Here is a 20,160-nt window from a genome sequence, read left to right on the forward strand (position 1 = left end):
TTAAAACGTAAAACAACTTACATAATTAGTTAACTAGAAAAAGGGAGACCGTTACTTTCAAGATTGGCTTGCTACACAACAATCTTAAAAATAGTCTCCCTATAAATACATGTACCATGTTAGTGCATATTTAGATAGTATTTCACAATGTATATTTCAGATATTCGGAGCAACGTTATTTTTCAATAGTCTCCTTAGACGATTTTCTTTGTGATTTTAACTTTCTAATTTCCACTTTAATATTCTGTATAGAATGCTCTGTTAGTTCTACTTTTCCATCTTTCTGAAGCTTTTTCCAGGCTTTGAATTCTTTACGGTATAGGTACTCAGATAATCGATAGATATCCGTATTATGATTTAATGCTTCTTCATATGTGCCTCTTATTTCTTTTTCTACTTCTTTAATTACCTCTCTTCGAATTTCATTAGACGATAAATCTCCATGAAATTCACTAACAGTGACGTTCATTTTTATAGCAATATCGAATTTCACATCATTCTTTCTAACAATTGGTTTTACTTTCAATTTTAATTTATCGACAACTACAGTGAATTCTACTGAATCATTAGAATCTAGTTGGACTGTAACTTCCCCACGTTTCGTTTCTTTTGTCATCCACTGTAATCCACGTATTTTGTCTGCAGGCAGATACCCTTTAAATTCTTTTGGGGAGAGTAATCCTACTCCAGATAAAGAAATGGTATTGGTTTCGTTTTGTTCCGTTTCCCAATGTTTATTGACAGATATAAATGGTATAGCCATTTCGTGATTTGGTTCGTTTAGTCCAATGATTAACTCGCGGAAATTGATGGGTTTTATAAAGGATTCTTGTTCATATGAATTTTCTGGGTCACCCAACTTTGACAATATTAGAGATTTATTTATGATGGGTGTTGTTAACAATAAATCCTTAATCGGATCATTAGTACCGTACATCCAGATTTGATATCTAGTTTCTCTATAACGAAGGAAATTATCTATAATAGGATTTGCTCGCCCATCCTTTAAAGCTTCCTCCGAGAAAATGATAAATGTAAAGAAACCCCAAAAAACTTTTTGATCAATGGAATGATATAATTTGAAAATTGCTTCATCAATCGTTTTCCCTTTGGCATAACCGACTTCGGACTGTACGGGATTATTAGTAGGTTGTTCGGTTTTTGCAGTATTGCTAAAATCAATAATCTGAGTGTAGACTTCGTATTCACCATCCTTGAAATCTACGCCCACCCCGTGCACATATAGCATCCTTTCAGGCTCGTCTACATCCCAACAACCAGAAAGAAAAGTCGAGAGTAAAAGTACAATAATCCAAATTCTCTTATTCATTTTTTTTCTCTTTTGTCCGTGTTTTATCCAGTGGGTCTAACATATTAGGACGCTTAGAATAGTTTTTTGGAGAAAGTCTAAAGAGCGATTTTTTGATTGTCGACCAATTTAAATCTGAGGAAATATTCATGTATGGAACTCCGAATGTTCGAATATTTGTTAAGTAAAATAAGGTGAAGTAAAGAGACATAAAGAAGCCGAATAAACCAAAAAATGCAGTAGCGACTATAAAACAAATACGTAACACACTTACTGCAGTAACAAGGGATTGATTGATTAGCGTAAAAGTTGCAATGGTTGAAATCGCTATAATGACGATCATCGCAGGACTGGTTACACCTGCTCGGATTGCTGCATCTCCAATAATTAATCCACCAACAACACTAATAGTTCCTCCAATGGCAGATGGAAGACGTAAACCCGCCTCTCTGAATAATTCAAACATGAGGAGCATAAGGAGCATTTCTATTGCGGATGGAAGTGGAAGTCCTGTATTCAATTGTACAATGGTCGCTAGTAATTGAAGTGGCATTTGATTTTGATGAAAAGTAGTTAAAGCGAGCCAAAATGCAGGAAGGAGTAAACCAATTAATATACTAAACACACGAAGTATCCGTTCAAATGAACTGAAAATGATGGTATTTTCATTATCCTCACCCGATTTTAAGAGTAAAAACAAATTCACTGGCGTGATAACAACGTAGGCTACTCCTTCAACTAGTATAAGAAAACGCCCCCTGACAAGGGATTGAATGGCATGATCTGGCCTTCCCGTATAATCAGTCCTTGGAAATAGCATGCCACTTTTAATAATGTGTTCCATTAATAAATCTCCACTAAAAACAATATCAGTATCGACTTTATTTAATTCCTTTTTGATTTCGCTCAATATTTCCTTATTAGCAATATCGTCAAAATAGAGAATGGCTACTGAAGTTTTTGAACGCTCTCCTAGTACAAATTTTTCCACACACAATGAGTTTGTCGGTAATCTCTTTCTAATTAATGCAATATTAACTGAAACATCTTCGATAAAGTTATCCCTTGGTCCTTTTATAACCATTTCCATTCGAGTTTCTTCAGGATTTCGATTAGGCATTTTAGCAATATTACTTGAATATAGGAGAAGTTCATCTTCAAAAAAAAGAAGTAAGTGTCCTGTAAATACGAGTGATATAGCTTCTTCTTTATCTTCAACTTTTATTAAATCAGGAATGATTAATTGAGTTTTTATGGCTTCTTCCAAAGTTTGCTCTATATTGTTAGATAATAATTGTTGCACTCTTTGGATAATAACTTCATTTAAAAGCTGTTGATCTACCATTGCATCACAAGTAATAAATTGTACTTTATGTTGATTGAATGTATATGCTTGAAAATGAACATCCGCAGACTTTTGAAATAACTGCCTCAAGGCATTGATATCTATTGGCTCTTTAGCAGATTCCATCGATTTTCACTACTTTCTAAGTAATTATTTTGCTTGAGCTTTTTTGGCTGCTCTTCCTGAAAAGAAAGCTACAATACCAAGAAAAAGGGAAAGTGTTAAAAAGAAGTAAAAGGTAACAGTTAATAAATAATGCCCCTTTATTTCAAGAAACATACTGTCGCTCAATAGAAATAATGATAAGGAAGCAAAGAAGAAAGCAGGAGATAGTGTTAACCAAATACGCTTTTTCTTTCCGTTCATATTGAAAATATCTACAACGACGTATAGTAATAATCCAACTCTTATAAATGCACCCGTAAGCCATTGATAAATTGAAAGAAAATCAAGATGTTCAATAAAACGACCTATTGATATGAGTCCCCACTCTTCATAAGCAGGATAGGTTTGTTTTGCAGCCTCAGTTGGTCCAAATTCAATGATTGCTCCAACGAGTGGACCAAGTGTTAATCCCATTAAAATTAGAAGCATTACTGTGAAATGATACCACCGAATTTTGCCTTTAATTTGATGTTGAAGGAATAAAACCAGCACTAACTCGATAAATCCGGATGCTGGGTACACCATTCCTTTCAAAATTGGTGGTAATCCATGTTCAAAAAAAGGACGCAATAACTCAGGTTCCTTTACTTGAATGTTCGTAAATGCTACAAAAAAACCAAAAACGACTACTCCAAAAAGTACAATAACATTGATCATAGCAATGGTTTGTAAATTCGATGTGACAAGTAAAATGCATAGAATAGTGTAAACAATCAACATTATTAACATTGGTGTTTTAGGTAGAAAAGTAGTAGTAATCCATTGCAAAGTTTCTCTCATTGTAAAAGCAGCGATAATAATAAGATAAATAGCTATAATATATAACACAATGGAAGAGCCCACTTTGCCTATCTTATTTTTTAGCCAATCTTTTATGGGTTCTTGTTTTGATTTTTTATGAATATAAACTAAGAGAAACAGCCAAGGAAATAGTGCTACTGTCGCTAATATTATAGAAGCCCATCCATCCCTCTCAGCAACTTTTAATAATGACGGAATAATGGTTACATGATTTTTTAAACCGATGACGGTCATCGACAAGAATATGACGTGTAATATACTAATTGAACCGATGTTTTTCACATTGCACCCTCTAACATCTATTGGTATCTGTTAGTTTTGCCAATAATGCAGGAGTTTATAATGTGATTTTGGGAAGTTGTAGAAGTATCTAATATTCAGGAGCTATAGAGTAAAAAATAAAACCGCTTGAATCTATATATTCAAGCGGTTTTAACAGTTTACAAATCTAATCAGGAACTTAATGGCTCTTCGAGAGAATACAATAATTTCTCTATTTTATTTTCGCTGGCTTGTACCCATCTACTTTTATCTTCGATATGACCGTCTTTATCCAAAGGCTTTTGAAATTGACTAATCCCAGCTACGGTAGCTAATGCATTTTCATCACGGTCTAAACCAATATTCACAACATGTTTAATGACATAAGGGGAACCGAATGCAATTAAAGCTTCGTAGTGGTCTAATTCTCCCTCTAATACTATAAAGGGAAGTCTTAAATAGATCGTCTCTCCAGCGTCTCGCCATAAAATGCTATCAAATTGCCCTTGGTCATACTCAAAATTTGAAGAAAAATCACAACCATATTCTTCGAAAATATCACGAATATATCCAAAATGAGTTTTTCTTCCTTCAATGGGGGATTGTAGTTTTATCATTATTATTCACTCCAGTTAAAAAAGAATATTATTATTCTTTACAAAATGAAGAATCTCATACAAAAAAGTAACAGGAGTTGAATAAAGTTGATCAATATAAATTGAAAGAATATGCGAAAAAACATGAGATTAAAACTTTTAGGTACGTGTATTTTCCTTTCTATTCACATATTAATAAACTTATACGAGTTTATTTTTAAATAAATAATCATAGGTATTTCTTTTTGGGACAACATAAGTAAGAAAAAATCTCAAGAGGTGATGATCATGATTATTGAAAGGTCGTCTAAGTGGGAAGAAGACTTCATAAACAAGCTGGAGAGTAATGGTGAATGGGATAGTTGGAAACTCTACAATATGAGTTACGACGTAGTAAAAACAAATCTTATTACTGACTTTTCTGGTCTCCAATCTCCTAAATACTTACCAAACCTAACACCCCTTACTCATCAATTAGAAGCAGCTAAAACAGTCATCGAAAGGATGAATGGAAAAGCGATTCTTGCAGACGAAGTAGGTCTTGGTAAAACGATAGAAGCAGGTCTAATACTGAAAGAATATTTAATAAGAGGGCTTGTCAAAAAAGCATTAATATTAGCTCCAGCTTCTCTTATTAATCAATGGGTCGAGGAATTAAATTATAAATTTTATATTCCTGTAATTGCGTATAAGAAAAATATTCAGTTAGATCAATACGATATAGTAGTTATGAGCATGGATACGGCAAAAAAGAGTCCTCATAGAGAGGCAATATATGCTCAGGATTATGACATGATTATTATTGATGAGGCACATAAACTAAAAAATCATAAAACGAAAATCTACGAGTTTGTCCAAAGTTTAAAGAAGAAGTTTTGTCTATTATTAACTGCTACGCCTATTCAAAACGATGTATTTGAATTGTTTTATCTCATTTCTTTATTAAAGCCTGGACATTTAGGTAATTATGAAATGTTTCAGTCCTCGTTTTCAGCAAGCAAACATAATTTAGAGCACGATGAGTATTTAAGAGAATTAGTTAATCAAGTGATGGTCAGAAATAGAAGGCAGGATACAGGGATTGAATGGACAAATCGACAAGTACAAATTATCCCAATTCAATTTACTGATGAGGAAAGAGAAGTTTACAATTTGATTTTGGATTTAAAAGATGTTTCATCTGCGTTTTCTGGCGCATTTTCAATGATTACTTTACAAAAGGAAATGTGTAGTAGCAAGGAAGCTACTTACTTAACCTTAAATAATATGCGTCAAAATTGTGGTGACCAAGAAGAGGAAGATTACGTTGAAGGAGTCATTCAAAAACTAATGGCATTGGAAGTAAACTCGAAAGCGGAGAAGACTTATGAGATTATTTCCAAGACAACTGACAAGGTTATTATTTTTACCGAATATCGAGCAAGTCAAGCTTATTTGCAGTGGTATTTAAATTCAAAAGGTATTACAAGTGTTCTTTTTAATGGGAAATTCAAGAAAAGTAAACGTGATTACATGAAGCACTTATTCAAGGAACATGCACAAGTCCTCATTGCAACGGAAGCAGGTGGGGAAGGGATAAACCTGCAATTCTGTCATCATGTCATAAACTATGATTTACCATGGAACCCGATGAAGTTAGAGCAACGAATTGGCCGTGTCCATCGTTTAGGACAAGAACATGACGTTCAAATTTATAATCTAGTGACAGATAACACTATTGAAAAAGATATACTGGACATGCTCTACGTTAAAATTGATGTCTTTGAAAAAGTAGTCGGAGAATTAGACGACATTTTATCTGCTTTATAAAAGTACAATTAAAACAAAAAGTAACGGTGGTATATGTTTTTTGCCCGAAAAAGATGCGCCAGGAGAATTCAGAGGAGGGTTTACATGTTCCCACAACAAGTTCATGGGTACTTACGGAATTTTTTTCTAGAGAACGATTGTCATATTGTAAATGAAAGTGACCATTACATCACTGTGCAATTAACGATTGATATGGATAAACGGATTATGAACCGTCCTTTTTATTGGAGATATTTAGAAAGTACGAACGGTGTACCATGTCCAGCTCAATTAACTTTAATTACAGATCAAACAAAGCTTGATGACAATATCAAAGGAGAAGTTGTGCATTTCGGTTCTCCTCGACTCAGTCAATTGTTTCAAGCAACTAAAGAGTTAGGTGCATTTGTACAAATGTTTGAGAATGTAAATCATCTTGAAACAAAAACCATTTTAACCCCATGGCTTGCTGTAAATTATAAAGTGTCATATTACAGCGATCAAACAAAAGAAATGCTGAATTCTTTTGGCTTAAATTTAATGACTGGCCAACTTTTAGATGGCTTTCAAGAATCTTTAAGTGAAGTGGATTTAGTACCAACCATGCCAGACAATGCATTTGAGCTCCCTTATATTATAAAACCAATTCGCGCATTAGAACGATTAAATGTAGCAATAGAAACTATCGTTCAACAAGATGACCATACTTGGGCTGAAGAAGCGAACAAAAGGTGGCAAAAGGCACAACAAGTATTAGAGTACTTTTATGATGGGGTTGAAGATAAGCCGGAAAGTTACGAAATGGAGAAGCAAGCACTAGAAGAACAATACGACCCTAGAATTAAAATCGAAGTAATTAATGGTGGATTGTTTTATTTGAAATGATTATGCAGCTGACTTTAAGTGCTGATAAGAGTTAAATAAGAAAAAACTTGCTTTAAAACTGCAAGTAATATAAATGAAAGTACATTACTAAGAACTTGTAGTAATGTACTTTTTTTGATTAAAGAGAGAAGGATAGGGAATTGAAAAACTAACCCATTTTATTAAGCTCTAAATTTCGAATTTAATGTTCAATTCTTTCGTTGCTTCCAATTATACAAAAGTGTAGAGAAAAGGTTTGCTCCCAAAAACAATAAATTTCCTTGTGCATTAAAAGTTAACACTTGCGTTTCGAAACTCATCTTCTCATAGTATTCATCTTTCGTTAAACCCAATTCCTTTATTTTCTTATCGGTTTCTTTTAAATGTGTAATGTACTTATATTGCATAGGCATTAAAATGAACGATAATAAAATATAAGCGGCAACAATCCATAATGTTATATTTAACCCCATTTTAAAAATCCCCCTTTCATAAATGTTTATTGAAAAAGGTCGGTTTCTCTCCACTTATACATATATATACGCATTCATTCTATTTCTGATGCACTTTATTACTAACTATCCGGTTTTCAGTTGAATTAATTTCAAATAAATTGAAGTATCGTGGTGCTATTAGGCTGTATCACTGCATTTTTGGTCATAGCACTGATAGTATTCTTACTAAGCAATAAGCAGGGCAAACTTACAGAACTAGGTTCCTAAAGAGAGTCTTACAATTTTTAGGAACCTTTAAAATGATGCTTGAAGATGAGAATTTATTGTAGCCACAGTTCATGTGGGAGCCTTTCTAAGGAAATATCTTTCTCAAAGGTTTTGCATAGTATGTTACATGTGCACTATCTTCTTTGAGAAAGGAGTTATGAGTTGGCTAATACTGAGCTCACAGGCCGAATTGTTACCCCTGATGATCCTGACTATGAACAGGCAAGAATAAATAACAACTTAAGCATTCCAAAATTCCCGAGTAAAATCGTATTCTGTCAAAAGACGGCAGACGTATTAAATGCATTGAGGTGGGTAAGAGAAAATAACGAACCATTCCGGATACGAAGTGGTCGACATAGTTATGAGAATTTTTCATTAATCAATAATGGCTTGATCATTGATGTCAGTGAAATGAATAAAATTAAGGTTGACCAGGAAGCAATGACGGCAAAAATAGCTGCCGGTGCTGATTTAGGAAAAGTATATAAAAAACTATGGAAATACGGCCTGACCATACCTGCAGGGACAGAAGGTAGTGTGGGCATCGTTGGCCTGACACTCGGTGGAGGAATAGGTATGTTATCACGCCCATTCGGACTTACTTGTGATAATCTGATTGAAATTGAAATGGTAAGAGCAGATGGACATAAAGGCGCAGAACTGATTAAAGCAAATAAAAATGAAAACAGGGATCTATTTTGGGCTTGTCGCGGGGGAGGAGGGGGTAACTTTGGTATTGTCACGTCCCTTACATTTAAACTGCATCCTATTTCAAATGTATCTCTCTTCTCTGTTTCATGGAAGTGGGAGGATCTTGAAGTTGCCTTTGATGCTTGGCAAAAGTGGGCACCCCAAACGGACGAAAAATTAACTTCGCAGATTGAATTAAAATCAAAAGAAGCGGGAGAAATCATTTCTCAAGGCATATTTGTTGGTTCTACCTCCAAGTTAAAGAAATTATTAAAGCCTATTACCTCTGCCGGCTCACCAACAAATGTATGGGTAAAGGAAGTTCCATATATTGAAGCGGTCAGATTCTTTGACGTACCAAGTGGAAACCAACCAGCACTTCGTAAGAGATCAGGTTCCTTTATTAAAAAACCTTTTCCACTTAGAGCAATCAATAGGATGAAGCATTTATTAGCAAACGCTCCAAATAGAAATTCGAGCATTTGGCATCAATCTCTGGGTGGAGCAGTAGGCAAAATCGCTTCATATGATACGGCTTATTTTTATAGGAATGCGATCATTGCTCAAGAGTACCTTACTACATGGGAAAATCCAGAAGAAGAAAAGCAAAATATTAGGTGGGTAGAAGAAGTAAGAAACACATTATCTCCCTTTACAGATGGCGACTATGTAAATTTTCCAGATCTATATATTAAAAATTGGCCGATAACGTACTATGGAAATAATTTTAGACGCCTTCGAGAAGTAAAAACAAAATATGATGCATTCAATGTATTTAATTTCCCTCAAAGTATCCCTCCTTATAAGAGGTGGATATAAAAGAGAGTACACATCAATTAACCCTAAATCTAAGAAATGGCGTCGAAATAACCAATTGGGTAGAGTCGACATTTTGATCTTCCCAATTAAAAACCCCAACTCTATGAGAAGGGGTTTTTAATATATATTATTCTATTATTTTAATAAAAATTGTGCTTTCATTTGTAATTTCCCGCCTTGAAATGTAAAGTTAGCATTTGATATTCCATCTTTACCATAATACATTATCATATAAGTATAATATGGCTCTCCTTTTTGGCCAACCTCGGAAATTAATTCTCCTTTACCACCAACGATTTTCTTTACACTCTTATAAGACATGCCATTTCTAATTTTATTGAATTCTTTTTTTGTTATTGTTACTTTTGATTTCGCGTATGCTACATTTTGTCCATTAATTGAAATGGGTGTAACTACTCCGAATGTTAATACGCTTGCCACTAAAAGACCAATAATAATTTTCTTCATCTAATTACCCTCACATAAGTTATATTTTACTTATTATACATAATTATGCAATATATTAATAGTTATTAATGAAAAAACTGTGTTTTAAAATTTCATCAAATAATACGTTCTCTTTAAAAGTTTTACTTGCTTCTATACTAATAGAAGATTGCGCCAATCCATATGCATAATCCCATTCAGAGTGCTAACAATAAGGAAGATATGTACAAAAGGGAGTGGATCCACATGTTATCATTTCAACCTAATTGTTGGTCAGAGCATGAAGAGCTTGAAGTTGTTTTGCTTTGTTCACCATCTAAGTTAGAGGTACCAAAATTAAAAACTGCTGAGTATGTAGGGTGGAGCTCTTCTGTTAATCATGCAAAAGCACAACAAAATTTCATGGAGTTCAAATATACCTTAGAGAATAGAGGAATTAAGGTCATCGATTATTCAGAGGAGCTATCGCAAGATGAACGAAACTTAAGTGATCAGCTGCTTAATCGTTATTTTGTACGGGATCTTGCATGTGTGTTTGGAGATATCATTTTACCAGGAGAAGCAGGGGTATCGATGAGGCGTCCAGAGTATGTACAAGCACATTCGCTAATGGAAAAATGGTTTCCAAAAACCTTTTTATTACATGAAAATGATAATGTGAGAGCACTAGAATTTGGCGATGTTCTAATTCTTAATCGAGATGCTGTGTTAATAAATATTGGGATGCGGACAAGTAAAGAAAGTGTGGAAAAAATTAAGGGAAAGATTTTTAGTGCTGGTTTTTCTGAAATAGGAATAATTGATTTGCCTCGTAGGTCCGATACGCTTCATTTGGATATGAATTGTAATGTAGCAAACGAGGATTTACTCATAGCAAAGAGCTTCGTGTGCTATTTACCTATAAATGTTTTGACAGAGAATTCATCTCGATTTGAAATGCCAGAACAATTTTTAAAACGTCATGGATTTGAGGTGAACTGGCTAGATAAATATAACACTATTCCTGATATTAATTTTCTTAACATAGATCCAGAAACATTATTAATAAGCAAACAAGCACATAAGCAGATGATCAAAAATCATCCTAAATTGCAAAAGAAGAAAATTATTGAAATTGAGGTAACAGAGTTAGAGAAAGGTGGAGGAGGCATTCGCTGTATGACACTGCCTCTTAGACGGAAATCATTAAAATAATACACTTAGCAATAAATGTATAGGGGTGACCCTGATGGGATCAAAAATAAAGAAAGACCTTATGTCATGGTGGCAGTTATCTCTTCTTGGAGTAGGATGTACGATAGGAACAGGTTTTTTTCTTGGTTCAAGTATAGCCATTGAGAAAAGTGGACCTGCTGTATTAATTCCCTTTATTTTAGCTGCAATCGGAACTTACATCGTTTACGATGCACTATCGAAAATGTCTGTAGTGCATCTTGATAAAGGATCTTTCCAATCATATGCTAAGAAAGCTTTTGGAAGGTGGGCTGGCTTTAGTAATGGATGGGTATATTTACTTTCAGAAATGCTCATTATGGGAAGTCAACTTATGGCGTTAGGGATATTTACGCAGTTTTGGTTTACATCTTTACCTCTTTGGATCGGAACATCCATTTACGCTGTACTAGGGTTATTGGTTATTCTTACAGGCATGAAAGGGTTTGAAAAATTTCAAAACATTTTTGGATTGATGAAAATGGCAGCTATAGTCATGTTCATCATTGTTGCCGTGATCCTTTTGAGCAGAGGGATGACTAGTCAAACGGGTGACGTTAATTTGTTTTTAGATAACTATAAGAACTTCTTTTCAGAGGGCTATAGAGGGATTTGGCTTGCGCTGCTCTATACATTTTATGCTTACGGTGGAATTGAAGTAATGGGCCTTTTAGCTATTGATTTAAAAGATTCCAAAGAAGCACCTAAAGCCGGAAAAATTATGATAATTGTACTGACCGTCATCTATATTTTGTCCATTGCTCTTGCTTTGACACTCATTTCTTGGGAAAAATTCAAAGTAGAAGAAAGTCCATTTATTACAGCTCTTGAAAATTTTCAGCTCCCATATGTGATGGACGTCTTCAATGGAATTCTGATAATAGCTGGTTTTTCAACGATGGTTGCCTCATTGTACGGAGTACTGACAATATTAACTTCGCTTGCAGAAGATCATGATGCACCTGCTTTCCTAGCGAAAAAAGGGAAAATGAAAATACCGTTACCTGCATTTCTTTTTTTAGCTGGTGGCTTGCTCATAACCATTATCATTGGCTTTTTGCTGCCAGAGAAGATTTTTGAATACATGATAACAGCTGCTGGTTTGATGCTCCTGTATAATTGGTTATTCATTTTAGTGACTTATACGAAGCTAATGAAAGTGTCGCTATGGGAACGAGTGAAAACAATTATTGGAATGCTGTTGATCGTTATAACAATATCAGGTACGTTAGGTGAAAAAACAAGCAGACTCGGATTATATGTGAGTCTGCTCTTCATAGTCATAATAGGAATTTGTACATTTATAATGGCGAAAAAATGGAGTAGTAAAAAGAGTGGTTGATAAAAGGTACTTATTTAGGGCGAATTCACAATTTGCCTTTTAAACTCATAAAAGGACATTTGGATTCGCTAATATCATCATTGCTTAAAAAATATTGCTTCCATTCAAGGTTGTCTTCTTTTCCATACCATTTTAGATCAGGATGAACTGAAATGCCATCATATGCAACAAGGCGTTTACGTATCAACTTTCTCATTTTGAGTCCATTATCAGTAGAGTTGTTAATTTCATCGAACACCCAACGTGGCTGAAATACTATGAGAAGAGATGGGAAATGACGACTCTTTCGTAATCTATGAGCAGGTGTGGCACAGAAAATAAAATAAGGTTCTCCATCAAAACAAAATGCCCATTTATGATGAGAGGGATCTATTGGCATATCTGTTGGCCAATCTTTTTCATCAAATGTTGTCAGCTGATTTAAAATGGACCAAAATAATTTGCGATAGTCCTCCCAGTCATAGTCCTCAATAATTTCCTCTGGTGTTTCCAAGAAAATAGCTAAAGCGGTATTTTTCCCTGAATCGCGTGAACATTTTCCATACGTCCTCAAGCAGTTTGCAAGATCATTTAGAGAACTTAGTTCCCGAGGATCTCCTACAAAACTAAATCTAAGGTAATTCGATAAAAATGCATGTCTTGCTGGGAAACACGGATACGTATTGTCTTCATCTGCAATCATGGAAGAGAAGGATGTAAAAGCTGATTGTTGCCATAATGGAAGTGTTTCAAAATGTACATCTATCCAGCGTTTTTCTAAAAGACCTTTCACTTCAGAAGCCTCCTTCTATACTTAACTACTTTATTAAAGGAGGTACAAATGGGTGACTATCGGTCTGGAGCTATTTGAAAATCAGCAGATATGCTTCATAAACTTTTCTAAAATTGCTAACGGGGTTTATGGAATTATCCCTCAAGAAGATGCTTAGAAATATGTCAATACTGTAGAATAATAGTTGCACTAAGCTATACATATCAGATGTTTTAATAAATACTGCCCCGTATATTCCTAACCTAAAAATAGTATTAAGTAGCTAAGGGGATTAAATAATTTTAAGATAGTTCAATATTCCGAAATGAATAAGAACCACGGTTAATCAAGCTAGACTCTTTCAAGATATTTTAGTTGACTGTTTACCCATGGGGGTATAATATGGTGTTTGTAAGAAAGTTGTCAGCGATTTGCGAAAGTATGAGTATATGAATTTGAACTATGATACAAAGTGAGTAATCGGTTAAAACTTATTGAAGTGAAGTAGTTCAAGTGCTTGCATTTCTTCGAACGTTGGAAGAAGGAAAGAGTTATAAGTAGGTAATCGTACAGCATACGGCAGTACATTCTGGTTTCTAGTGAAAATTTGTGTAATAGTTACAGAGACAGATAATCTTCTGAAATGTATTAAAAGAGCGGATAAAGACAACTCAAAAAAATCAAGTGTTTAAGGAAGCAGTAAATGTAGTCGGGAAAAGTCACTTAGGCTTGCGACTATTTATTTTTTAAAAGAAATAATACCCCTGGTGGTATAAAGGAGTTTGGAATGGAGAAGAAAAGAACGACAATCGTATTATTTAGCGGTGATTATGACAAGGCGATGGCAGCTTATATTATTGCAAATGGGGCAGCCGCATATGATCATGAAGTAACAATCTTCCACACCTTTTGGGGAATTAATGCACTTCGTAAACAAGAAGGTGTAAAAGTGAAGAAAGGTTTCCTTGAAAAAATGTTTGGCAAAATGATGCCACGAGGTGCAGAACAACTCGGTTTATCAAAAATGCAAATGATGGGTATGGGTCCAAAAATGATTAAGCACGTTATGAACAAACATAATGCCTTAACATTGACGCAATTGATTAATATGGCACTGGAACAAGATATTAAATTAGTATCCTGTACGATGACAATGGATCTACTCGGACTTCAACAAGAGGAATTAATAGATGGAATACATTATGCAGGCGTTGCAGCGTACCTAGCAGATGCTGAAGACGGCAATGTTAACTTATTCATCTAAAATATATTTTTTTATTATAAATAATACCCCTATGGGTATGGAGGTGTAAGAGATGTTAAAAGCAGACATAAAATTAGATGCTAAAGGCCTTGCTTGCCCTATGCCAATCGTCAAAACGAAAAAAGCAATGGCTGACTTAGTAGATGGTGAAATTCTTGAGGTACAAGCAACAGATAAAGGATCAAAGGCAGATTTAGCTGCATGGGCAAGAAATATTGGACATCAGTATATTGGTACTATTGAAGAGAATGAAATCTTATATCACTATATTCGTAAATGTTCAAATGACATAAATGTGGAAAAAATATTTGAATATACCATTTCAAATGAAGAAATCACAGAGCGACCTGGAGTAATCCTAGATGTTCGTGAAGAAGTTGAATACGCATTCGGTCACATAGAAGGTGCAATATCGATTCCATTTGGAGAGCTTGATGCACGGTTAAAAGAATTAGATATGGATAATGAAATTTATGTGATTTGCCGAACAGGTAAACGTAGTAATATGGCTGCACAAAAGTTAGCAAACGCTGGATTTGATAAAGTGTACAACGTACTACCTGGGATGACAGCATGGACAGGTGAATTAACAAAAAATATATAATTTGTGGAGGGAAAATCAATGTCAAACAAAGTAGCTATTATCGCAAGTAATGGTAGTCTTTTCGATGCTTATAAAGTATTTAATATTGCAACAGCTGCAGCTGCTTCTGAGAAAGAAGTCACGATTTTTTTTACATTTGAAGGCTTAAATTTAATTCATAAACAAGCAATGCAAGCTTTATCAATGCCAGAAGGAAAAGAGTTCATGGCTGAAGGTTTTGCAAAAGCAAACGTTCCGACAATTCCTCAATTAGTGGAAGTGGCACAAGAGTTAGGTGTGAAATTCATAGGGTGTCAAATGACAATGGATGTTATGGGCTTAAAAATCGTAGATTTCGTTGAGGGGATTGAAGTGGGTGGAGCTGTTACATTCTTAGAATTTGCAAAAGATGCTTCTCCAACATTAACATTTTAGATTAATGTATTAAATACTACTTTTAATCCGTGCAGTAGGAGCACTTTCTACTGCATAAAAAATCGGAAAAATAATACCTGTGGGGGTAAGTTGGATATGACAGTAAATACATGTACTGCAGCAGACGTTGCACGTAAGGTTATCGAAAAGAAGGAATTATTCATTTTAGATGTACGAAATTCAGATGCATTTGAAGATTGGAAAATTGAAGGTCAGAAATTTGAGTACTTAAATATACCTTATTTCGAGCTACTTGATGGTGTGGAAGAAATCCTTCCAAAAATTCCAACGGATAAAGATGTATTAATCGTTTGTGCAAAAGAAGGTTCATCAATTATGATCGCTGAAATGCTTTCAGACGAAGGACTTGACGTTTGTTATCTTGTAGGAGGTATGAAATCTTGGAGTATGTACTTAGAGCCAATTAAAGTAGGTGAACTTCCGAACTGCGGTGAAATATACCAATTTGTTCGTCTGGGTAAAGGATGTCTTTCATACATGGTGGTTTCTGATGGAGAAGCAGCTTTAATTGATGCGGTACGTTTTACAGAAGTATTTACAAACTTTGCTCATGAAAAAGGTGTTGAAATAAAACATGTTTTTGATACACATTTACATGCTGATCATATTTCAGGTGGTCGTACCATAGCAACTGCGACTGGCGCTAAGTATTACTTACCAAAAGCGGATGCTACAGAAGTTGTTTTCGAGTATACAGAACTTGCAGACGGTTTAACAGTAAAACTAGGTAGCTCAAAAATTGATGTTGGTGCGCTATATTCACCAGGTCATACAATTGGATCAACTTCTTTAGTAGTCGACGGTCAATATTTATTTACTGGTGATATTTTATTTATCGATTCAATTGGCCGTCCTGACCTAGCTGGCCTTGCAGAGGACTGGGTAGGTGACTTACGTGAAACGCTTTATAGACGTTACCGTGATTTAGCAGAGGACCTAATCGTTCATCCTTCGCACTTTATGAACATTGATGAATTAAATGAAGATGGTACAGTCGCTAAACGCTTAGGTGATTTATTTGTAGAAAACCACGGTTTGAATATCGAAGAAGAAGATGAATTTCGTACGCTTGTAACCGAGAATTTACCACCACAGCCAAACGCATACCAAGAAATTCGACGAGTGAACATGGGTAAAATCACACCAGATAATGAGGCACAAACGGAGATGGAAATTGGACCAAACCGTTGTGCTGTAAGATGATTTTTTGAACTTAGAAATAGAAGATAGAAATGTCATGTATATGTTTGCATATTACTTACATGCAATTTTAATAAGGAAAGGTAAAGATCTTTTCCAACAAAAATAATAAAACGAATTGAAAAGGAGAAACAAAGATGAATATCATAAAAACTTTAGACGTAAAAGGGTTAGCCTGTCCAATGCCAATAGTAAAAACTAAAAAAGCAATCGATACTATTGCTTCTGGCGAAGTACTAGAAGTATTGGTAACGGATAAAGGCGCATTGAATGATTTTACAGCTTGGGCAAAATCTGGAGGTCACAATATTGTAGAACAGAAAGAAGATGCAGGTGTATTAAGCTTCTTCATAGAAAAAGCATAAAAGAATAAATGGGCGAGTACTCGAGCAATCGATGCTCGCTTTTTTAGATAGGAAGAAGGAGAAAAAATGAGTTTTTCATTAGTAATTGTCTTATTTCTCATTGGTTTTGTAGGTTCATTTATTTCTGGAATGCTTGGTATTGGTGGCGCTATTATTAAATTTCCGATGCTGTTATATATTCCAGCATTACTTAGTTTAACAAGTTTTACTTCACACGAAGTTGCGGGTATTAGTGCAGTTGAAATACTGGTGACATCTATTGCTGGTGTATGGGCGTATCGTAAAGGCGGGTATTTAAATAAATCATTGATCTTTATAATGGGCATAGCAGTATTAGCAGGTAGCTTACTTGGTAGCTTAGTGTCGAAAGAGCTATCTGCGGAAAGTATTAACGTTGTGTACGGAATGTTTGCATTACTTGCAGCAATTTTGATGTTTATTCCTCGAAAACAAATTCCTGATGTGCAAGTGCATCAAGTGCAGTTTAATAAATCTCTTGCTGCTGGCTTAGCGTTTATCGTTGGCATAGGTTCCGGTATTGTCGGAGCAGGAGGTGGTTTCATTTTAGTACCTATCATGCTTGTCAATTTAAAAATCCCGACCCGTATAACAATCGCCTCTAGTTTAGCAATTACGTTTATTTCTTCCATAGGTGGATCAATTGGGAAAATTACAACTGGACAAGTAGAATGGGGGCCAGTGTTAGTGCTGGTAACGGCAAGTTTGATTGCAGCGCCAATTGGAGCCAAGGTCGGTAAATCAATGAATACAAAATTATTACAGATGATTCTAGCAGTGCTCATTGGTGCAACTGCTATAAAAATCTGGGTGGACATATTAATGTAGAAGAAGTTGTAGATGCAGGATATGCAAATATATCCTGCATTTTAATATTGAATGTAAGAAAAAGATGATAACTAAGGTGTAAGAATGGTTATTTTTATGACTTTTTATTGCTTATATCAACAATTAGAGCAAAGTCTTTTAGCTAATTTGCTGTATCCGAACAGCTTTATAGGAGAGGTAGATGGAAATACTTTGTTTGTTGGTACTTTTTAATTCTTGTATAATGTAAAGGTAACTTGACTTTCAATAAATTGTAAATTAATATAAATGTAAAGGTAACTTTACTAAGAAGATGGAGATAAAATGAAAAATAACATTAAAGCATTTCGGGTAAAACATCATTACACGCAAGATGATCTTGCGGAAAAATTAGAGGTATCTAGACAGACAATTATTTCTTTGGAGAAGGAACGATACAATCCTTCAATTACTTTAGCCTTTAAGATCTCTCGACTATTCAACTGTTCAATTGAAGATGTTTTTATTTATGAGGAGGAATAAGAATGGAAAGAATGTGGATTGGGATTGGAATGATTACTTTTATAGTGGCAACTGTATTATTATCATTCGTAGGACCCCATATGTACTTGAGAAAGAAGAAAATTGTTGATGAGCGGTTTAATCGTATCCATCATCTAGGTCGTTCATATTCATGGTTTGCGTCAACAGGGATTATTGTCATTGTATGGCTATTAGCGCTTATTGTCTTTGATTCATTACTGTCCTTTTTCTTAATTACAGCAATATTTGTAGGTCACATGGTATCCTACATCATTGGAGCAGCAGTTGCCCAAAGTCAAAATTAGTATCATTTAATTTATATTTATATTTAACTCTATTTATGGTACAATTTAACATCTCGAGTTACATTAAATTTATGTTATCTAGTAGAATGTGTGGTGATAATTCTTTTAAAGAGAAGTGAAATAAATTCGTCTACTTAGTATTTACTTATTTCTAATTTTAATTATCTAAATAATCACTTTATTATAGAGGGTTCAAAGGAAATATGCTTATTCTAAAGTGCATCCAAGTGATTTAATCTACTTGGATTTTTTTTTTAGTATATTCTCACTCTAGTAAACGCCAAATGGCAACTAATTAATCTCTAATAAAAACTGTATTTATAATAGGGGGAAACGTCTTTTCGTTAATTATGTACTGACATTATGGATCCCCATTGTAATAGGATATGCTATTTTCGTATTATGAAAGTTAAATAAAATAATTTTAAGAGCTGTCCTATGTAAATCCATAGGGCGGCTTTTTTCTATTCATTTACTTTTCAAAAGTTAAATTTGTTTTGTTCTTTTTACTCTAAAAGTCGAATAAACTCTTAGCAAGCTCATATATATTAATATTCAAGGAATTAGGCGTTTTATTAGATTTTAGATGAAAAATAGTAATTACAAGAACTATATTTTGATGAATGATTCAATAAAAAATAGGTTTTACTGTTGGTTTCATTAAATAAACTATTAACGACATTAGTTTAGTCAACACAATCATATTGGAGGAGCGGAGCAATTGCTTGTAGATATTCATAATCATATTTTACCTGGACTTGATGATGGCCCTAAGTCAATAGAAGAGGCCTTGTTACTTGCCACAGATGCAGTAGAAAACGGGATAACACACATAATTGCCACCCCTCATCATCATGACGGTAAATACATGAACGCATCCTCTGTAGTTGAAGAGGCTGTGTTCAATTTTAATAAGGAACTTTATGAAAGATCCATTCCATTGGAAATTCTACCAGGTCAAGAAACGCATATATACAATAGCTTGATATCTGATTTAAATAAGGATCTATTAACACTAGCTAATAGTGGCAAATATATATTAATAGAACTACCGATAAACCATATTCCTACCTATACTTTTGATATCCTTTTCCAAATACAGTTAAAAGGTTATATTCCCATAATAGTTCATCCTGAAAGGAATATGGTATTTAGAAAAGACAAGCAGAAGCTATATGACATAGTGAATAAAGGATCTCTCGTACAAGTAACAGCTTCAAGTTTGATCGGGGTAAATGGTAGAGCTATAAAAAGATACATTAAGTATTTGGTTAAACATAATATAGTCCATTTTATATCTTCAGATTCACATCATCATATAAAGCGACCATTTTTATTGAAAGCTGCATATCAATACGTAAGAGAAAAATTCTCCGAGGGACTTGTTTCTTATTATAGTGAAAATGCAAAGCACGTTATAAATGGCACTAGTTTTCAACCTAAACGTCCAATCAGTTTCAAAAAAGGTCGAGATTAATGTACTGAATAACTTTCAAAAAGAAAGGTAAAAAAGGAGGGAACAACT

At 34.4% G+C, this 20,160-nt stretch carries 21 protein-coding genes; 14 read left to right on the forward strand and 7 right to left on the reverse strand.

Translation table 11 applies throughout. The annotated features are described in order from the left end of the window. Positions 1 to 175: 175 nt before the first annotated feature. From MHH98_RS07295 to MHH98_RS07310, 4 genes are all read right to left on the reverse strand, one after another. Complete coding sequence (locus tag MHH98_RS07295; protein WP_340712374.1) at positions 176 to 1,330, reverse strand: Ger(x)C family spore germination protein; 1,155 nt, start codon at positions 1,328 to 1,330, stop codon at positions 176 to 178. Continuing rightward, the gene (locus MHH98_RS07300; protein ID WP_038184786.1) at positions 1,323 to 2,780 is read right to left on the reverse strand and encodes a spore germination protein; all 1,458 of its coding nucleotides are present in this window, start codon (positions 2,778 to 2,780) and stop codon (positions 1,323 to 1,325) included. Before MHH98_RS07300 ends, MHH98_RS07295 begins: the two co-directional genes overlap by 8 nt. 24 nt (positions 2,781 to 2,804) lie before the next feature. Continuing rightward, positions 2,805 to 3,902, reverse strand: a complete 1,098-nt coding sequence (locus MHH98_RS07305; protein ID WP_076065770.1) for an endospore germination permease — start codon at positions 3,900 to 3,902, stop codon at positions 2,805 to 2,807. A 170-nt stretch (positions 3,903 to 4,072) separates the two neighbouring features. After that, positions 4,073 to 4,498: a YugN family protein gene (locus MHH98_RS07310; RefSeq protein WP_038184781.1), complete on the reverse strand. Its 426-nt coding sequence runs from the start codon at positions 4,496 to 4,498 to the stop codon at positions 4,073 to 4,075. A gap of 261 nt (positions 4,499 to 4,759) precedes the next feature. Between MHH98_RS07310 and MHH98_RS07315 the strand changes: the two genes are divergently transcribed. Next, positions 4,760 to 6,286: a DEAD/DEAH box helicase gene (locus MHH98_RS07315; protein ID WP_038184778.1), complete on the forward strand. Its 1,527-nt coding sequence runs from the start codon at positions 4,760 to 4,762 to the stop codon at positions 6,284 to 6,286. Between the two features lie 84 nt (positions 6,287 to 6,370). Then, positions 6,371 to 7,150, forward strand: a complete 780-nt coding sequence (locus MHH98_RS07320) for a YqhG family protein (protein ID WP_038184774.1) — start codon at positions 6,371 to 6,373, stop codon at positions 7,148 to 7,150. Between the two features lie 188 nt (positions 7,151 to 7,338). On the opposite strand, the gene MHH98_RS07325 is transcribed toward MHH98_RS07320, so the two are convergent. After that, a complete protein-coding gene (locus MHH98_RS07325; protein WP_038184771.1) occupies positions 7,339 to 7,602 on the reverse strand; it encodes a DUF3949 domain-containing protein in 264 nt (87 codons plus the stop codon). A gap of 411 nt (positions 7,603 to 8,013) precedes the next feature. Between MHH98_RS07325 and MHH98_RS07330 the strand changes: the two genes are divergently transcribed. Next, the gene (locus MHH98_RS07330) at positions 8,014 to 9,363 is read left to right on the forward strand and encodes an FAD-binding oxidoreductase (protein WP_038184768.1); all 1,350 of its coding nucleotides are present in this window, start codon (positions 8,014 to 8,016) and stop codon (positions 9,361 to 9,363) included. A 135-nt stretch (positions 9,364 to 9,498) separates the two neighbouring features. Here the strand turns inward: MHH98_RS07330 and MHH98_RS07335 are convergent, their stop codons facing one another. Beyond that, positions 9,499 to 9,831, reverse strand: a complete 333-nt coding sequence (locus MHH98_RS07335) for a DUF3862 domain-containing protein (protein WP_143691085.1) — start codon at positions 9,829 to 9,831, stop codon at positions 9,499 to 9,501. A 225-nt stretch (positions 9,832 to 10,056) separates the two neighbouring features. Here MHH98_RS07335 and MHH98_RS07340 point away from each other — a divergent pair, with 225 nt between their 5' ends. Together MHH98_RS07340 and MHH98_RS07345 are read left to right on the forward strand one after the other, a co-directional pair. Further along, positions 10,057 to 11,004 carry an arginine deiminase family protein gene (locus MHH98_RS07340; protein ID WP_038184765.1) on the forward strand — a complete coding sequence of 316 codons (948 nt, stop codon included), beginning with the start codon at positions 10,057 to 10,059 and terminating at the stop codon, positions 11,002 to 11,004. Between the two features lie 34 nt (positions 11,005 to 11,038). Further along, complete coding sequence (locus tag MHH98_RS07345) at positions 11,039 to 12,364, forward strand: amino acid permease (RefSeq protein WP_038184762.1); 1,326 nt, start codon at positions 11,039 to 11,041, stop codon at positions 12,362 to 12,364. Positions 12,365 to 12,389: 25 nt separating this feature from the next. Here the strand turns inward: MHH98_RS07345 and MHH98_RS07350 are convergent, their stop codons facing one another. Beyond that, positions 12,390 to 13,136, reverse strand: a complete 747-nt coding sequence (locus MHH98_RS07350) for a YqcI/YcgG family protein (RefSeq protein ID WP_340708844.1) — start codon at positions 13,134 to 13,136, stop codon at positions 12,390 to 12,392. A gap of 766 nt (positions 13,137 to 13,902) precedes the next feature. On the opposite strand from MHH98_RS07350, the gene MHH98_RS07355 reads away from it, so the two are divergent. The 9 genes from MHH98_RS07355 to MHH98_RS07395 all read left to right on the forward strand — a co-directional run bounded on the left by MHH98_RS07355 (position 13,903) and on the right by MHH98_RS07395 (position 20,112). Continuing rightward, positions 13,903 to 14,379 carry a DsrE/DsrF/DrsH-like family protein gene (locus MHH98_RS07355; RefSeq protein WP_038184756.1) on the forward strand — a complete coding sequence of 159 codons (477 nt, stop codon included), beginning with the start codon at positions 13,903 to 13,905 and terminating at the stop codon, positions 14,377 to 14,379. Between the two features lie 52 nt (positions 14,380 to 14,431). Further along, entirely contained in the window at positions 14,432 to 14,983 is a 552-nt protein-coding gene (locus MHH98_RS07360; RefSeq protein ID WP_038184753.1) for a sulfurtransferase TusA family protein, read from the forward strand. 18 nt (positions 14,984 to 15,001) lie between these two features. Continuing rightward, a complete protein-coding gene (locus MHH98_RS07365) occupies positions 15,002 to 15,397 on the forward strand; it encodes a DsrE/DsrF/DrsH-like family protein (RefSeq protein ID WP_340712378.1) in 396 nt (131 codons plus the stop codon). A 96-nt stretch (positions 15,398 to 15,493) separates the two neighbouring features. Beyond that, a complete protein-coding gene (locus tag MHH98_RS07370) occupies positions 15,494 to 16,621 on the forward strand; it encodes an MBL fold metallo-hydrolase (protein WP_076065774.1) in 1,128 nt (375 codons plus the stop codon). A 134-nt stretch (positions 16,622 to 16,755) separates the two neighbouring features. Next, complete coding sequence (locus MHH98_RS07375; protein WP_038184741.1) at positions 16,756 to 16,983, forward strand: sulfurtransferase TusA family protein; 228 nt, start codon at positions 16,756 to 16,758, stop codon at positions 16,981 to 16,983. Positions 16,984 to 17,049: 66 nt separating this feature from the next. Next, on the forward strand, positions 17,050 to 17,829 hold the full coding sequence (locus tag MHH98_RS07380) for a sulfite exporter TauE/SafE family protein (protein WP_340712379.1): 780 nt from the start codon (positions 17,050 to 17,052) through the stop codon (positions 17,827 to 17,829). Positions 17,830 to 18,132: 303 nt separating this feature from the next. Beyond that, complete coding sequence (locus MHH98_RS07385; RefSeq protein ID WP_038184737.1) at positions 18,133 to 18,330, forward strand: helix-turn-helix transcriptional regulator; 198 nt, start codon at positions 18,133 to 18,135, stop codon at positions 18,328 to 18,330. Between the two features lie 2 nt (positions 18,331 to 18,332). Beyond that, entirely contained in the window at positions 18,333 to 18,635 is a 303-nt protein-coding gene (locus tag MHH98_RS07390) for a hypothetical protein (protein WP_038184735.1), read from the forward strand. A 721-nt stretch (positions 18,636 to 19,356) separates the two neighbouring features. After that, the gene (locus tag MHH98_RS07395) at positions 19,357 to 20,112 is read left to right on the forward strand and encodes a tyrosine-protein phosphatase (RefSeq protein ID WP_051448705.1); all 756 of its coding nucleotides are present in this window, start codon (positions 19,357 to 19,359) and stop codon (positions 20,110 to 20,112) included. Positions 20,113 to 20,160 lie beyond the last annotated feature (48 nt).

This window comes from Viridibacillus sp. FSL H8-0110, from assembly GCF_038003565.1.
In the GTDB taxonomy this organism is placed as follows: Bacteria; Bacillota; Bacilli; order Bacillales_A; family Planococcaceae; genus Viridibacillus; species Viridibacillus arenosi.

Bases quoted from the DNA above. Each gene is read 5' to 3' on its own strand.
- MHH98_RS07295 (WP_340712374.1), bottom strand. From the start codon at position 1,330: ATGAATAAGAGAATTTGGATTATTGTACTTTTACTCTCGACTTTTCTT.
- MHH98_RS07300 (WP_038184786.1), bottom strand. From the start codon at position 2,780: ATGGAATCTGCTAAAGAGCCAATAGATATCAATGCCTTGAGGCAGTTA.
- MHH98_RS07310 (WP_038184781.1), bottom strand. From the start codon at position 4,498: ATGATAAAACTACAATCCCCCATTGAAGGAAGAAAAACTCATTTTGGA.
- MHH98_RS07315 (WP_038184778.1), top strand. From the start codon at position 4,760: ATGATCATGATTATTGAAAGGTCGTCTAAGTGGGAAGAAGACTTCATA.
- MHH98_RS07320 (WP_038184774.1), top strand. From the start codon at position 6,371: ATGTTCCCACAACAAGTTCATGGGTACTTACGGAATTTTTTTCTAGAG.
- MHH98_RS07325 (WP_038184771.1), bottom strand. From the start codon at position 7,602: ATGGGGTTAAATATAACATTATGGATTGTTGCCGCTTATATTTTATTA.
- MHH98_RS07335 (WP_143691085.1), bottom strand. From the start codon at position 9,831: ATGAAGAAAATTATTATTGGTCTTTTAGTGGCAAGCGTATTAACATTC.
- MHH98_RS07340 (WP_038184765.1), top strand. From the start codon at position 10,057: ATGTTATCATTTCAACCTAATTGTTGGTCAGAGCATGAAGAGCTTGAA.
- MHH98_RS07345 (WP_038184762.1), top strand. From the start codon at position 11,039: ATGGGATCAAAAATAAAGAAAGACCTTATGTCATGGTGGCAGTTATCT.
- MHH98_RS07355 (WP_038184756.1), top strand. From the start codon at position 13,903: ATGGAGAAGAAAAGAACGACAATCGTATTATTTAGCGGTGATTATGAC.
- MHH98_RS07360 (WP_038184753.1), top strand. From the start codon at position 14,432: ATGTTAAAAGCAGACATAAAATTAGATGCTAAAGGCCTTGCTTGCCCT.
- MHH98_RS07365 (WP_340712378.1), top strand. From the start codon at position 15,002: ATGTCAAACAAAGTAGCTATTATCGCAAGTAATGGTAGTCTTTTCGAT.
- MHH98_RS07370 (WP_076065774.1), top strand. From the start codon at position 15,494: ATGACAGTAAATACATGTACTGCAGCAGACGTTGCACGTAAGGTTATC.
- MHH98_RS07375 (WP_038184741.1), top strand. From the start codon at position 16,756: ATGAATATCATAAAAACTTTAGACGTAAAAGGGTTAGCCTGTCCAATG.
- MHH98_RS07380 (WP_340712379.1), top strand. From the start codon at position 17,050: ATGAGTTTTTCATTAGTAATTGTCTTATTTCTCATTGGTTTTGTAGGT.
- MHH98_RS07385 (WP_038184737.1), top strand. From the start codon at position 18,133: ATGAAAAATAACATTAAAGCATTTCGGGTAAAACATCATTACACGCAA.
- MHH98_RS07390 (WP_038184735.1), top strand. From the start codon at position 18,333: ATGGAAAGAATGTGGATTGGGATTGGAATGATTACTTTTATAGTGGCA.